This window comes from Nocardiopsis nanhaiensis (assembly GCF_054778635.1).
The window spans coordinates 1-2,047 of the sequence record NZ_BAAGZJ010000175.1 but is presented as its reverse complement, the minus strand read 5'-3'; the positions used below and the strand labels follow the sequence as shown (position 1 = coordinate 2,047).

The window sequence follows — 2,047 nt, the reverse complement described above, 5'->3', positions numbered from 1 at the left end:
CTGCTCTTCCCGAGGCCGCGTGGATCAACGAACCGGACACCGCACCTACCGCGCAGCACAGCGCTGACCTGTGTGAAGCGGCCTGACGATCACCTACCCCTGTCCGATTCGACTTGACACACTCCGAACCGGCAGTCCTCCCGCTGGCCGGAGACCGTGACGCAACCCTCGCCGCCGCTGGCTGGCACCGGGCTACCGAGTGGCGCCGTACCGGACGCCTGGACACCGCGCGCGTCATCCGCGCCTAGCCGCCCACAGAACGAACCCCCCGGCGCCTGCTCAGCCGGGGGGTTCGTCGTGTGCGGGAGGGTGTCTAGCGACGGGCAGAAGCCAGAAGTGCCACCCAAGGGCCAGCGGGAACGGCTAGCGTCACGTCAGTGGGGTGTTTGGAGTCCCGAACCTCAGCGCTTCCCGTGACACCCCTGCACTCGACACAGTCCGACCCGTTAGGGCTAAAGGTGCTCGTACGCCATTCGGGATTCATGAGGGCCTTCCAAGAGTTGCAACGACATGTCAGCGGGCAGAGCCGCCGCGAGAGCAGTCGACACCATCGACAACACCCGGGGATGCATCGACGCGTCTGCCAGCACACTACCGGTCGCATGATCGCTGGACACTGCGATTTCTCCCGATTCAAACCGGAAGATCATAACGGGAGCGGTAGGGACCACCATCAGTGACCCTGCCGGAACAAGATGGATGCGCACCCGCCCCGACCCAATCCACCCTCTAAGCGTGTCCACCTGCTCTAACCGCACCTGCTCTGAGAACGCGGCCAACCCAGACACCGGGAACACAGCCGTGACCCGCACCTCAGGTAGTTGTTCGAGCCGCTGGCACCTCAGCCTCACCAAACGTTCTACCTCAGCGTCCGGTGCCCAAGGCCGGGAAGCCCGGAACACCTCACGCGCGTACGAAGGCGCCTGTAGATACCCAGGGACCAGCACCGGCGCCACCACATCTACAGTGCGCGCTTCCGACTCGATACTCGACAAGTCCCGTGCCCACGGTGGGAGCGTGAAACCGTCCTTGGCCTCGGAGAATCGCGATATCAGGCGCCCCTCTGCCTGTAGCAGCTTGTCCAGCCTCTCCGCGTTCTCCCGTCTCGGGAGGGAACCACCCTTCTCCCACCGGTTCAACGAGGAAAGCGAGAGGCCAGCAGACACAGCTAGCTCGGTTTGCGACAACCCGAGAGCTTCCCGGGAACGGGCAAGTTCTTCTGAGAACACCGTGGGGGGCATGCGGGAAGCATACCGGTAGGGATCCTGGGAGAGGCTGGGATTCTAGGAGAAAGCTGTGAGAGTCCCAAGGGAGCGGCAACCGTAGGGGCATGGAAACCGACATCGTTGAACTCCACCTGCGATCCCTGCAACGAGCACTAGAATCCCGACGGCTGCACAGCAAGCTCGCACAGACCATCGTGTGTGGGGAGTTCACCCCCACCCTGTGCTGCGACCCGTACCTTGGGAGCGCCCGAGTGACCGTGGAAGACCAACACTTCACCTTCTTGGGCGTTAGCGTGGCGCGCGTCCGGGTGCCCGTCGACCGACCCGCAGAAGCCGTAGACGCACTCATCCGGGAAAGGTGCGGCCTAGTCCCTATGCAGCGGCATTGACACCCCGAAACGACACCCGTCACGCCCGTCCCGTGGCGGGTGTTCTCGTGTGCCCGGTGTGTCTGGTTGTGGGTGGTTCATCGAGGCCACCGACGCACAAGCGGATTTTACCTTTCATGGGTTGACAGGGGTTGGAGTCGTCGGACTTTACTGACAAGTAAGATCACAGGGGGTGACAAGTCCATACTTTGGGTCATTTCAACCTGGGACGCCCGGATGGTGCAAACCCCGCCGTTCTCGCCCCATCACCTTCCGTCGGGCGTCCCCCCACCCCGGCGGGAAGGTCAAGAAAACTTTGCACTCGGCTTTACTTTTTTTGGTGCGCGAGGATTTCCAGCGGGGCGGCTGTGCCTCATCGGGGTGGTGGGGGTGGTGGTCACCGGGTGGCGTGGTGCGGGGTGGTTGGTGCCTGGTGTCACCTGGGCGGGCGGG

At 63.6% G+C, this 2,047-nt stretch carries 3 protein-coding genes; 1 reads left to right on the top strand and 2 read right to left on the bottom strand.

Annotated features, from left to right (window positions below; genetic code table 11):
• Positions 1–113: 113 nt before the first annotated feature.
• Positions 114–248 carry a hypothetical protein gene (locus tag ACYVD1_RS34610; RefSeq protein WP_460778697.1) on the top strand — a complete coding sequence of 45 codons (135 nt, stop codon included), beginning with the start codon at positions 114–116 and terminating at the stop codon, positions 246–248.
• Positions 249–313: 65 nt separating this feature from the next.
• On the opposite strand, the gene ACYVD1_RS34605 is transcribed toward ACYVD1_RS34610, so the two are convergent.
• Complete coding sequence (locus ACYVD1_RS34605; RefSeq protein WP_460778696.1) at positions 314–484, bottom strand: DUF397 domain-containing protein; 171 nt, start codon at positions 482–484, stop codon at positions 314–316.
• The gene (locus ACYVD1_RS34600) at positions 453–1,241 is read right to left on the bottom strand and encodes a helix-turn-helix domain-containing protein (protein WP_460778695.1); all 789 of its coding nucleotides are present in this window, start codon (positions 1,239–1,241) and stop codon (positions 453–455) included. The genes ACYVD1_RS34605 and ACYVD1_RS34600 overlap by 32 nt, the downstream gene beginning before the upstream one ends.
• Between the last annotated feature and the right edge of the window lie 806 nt (positions 1,242–2,047).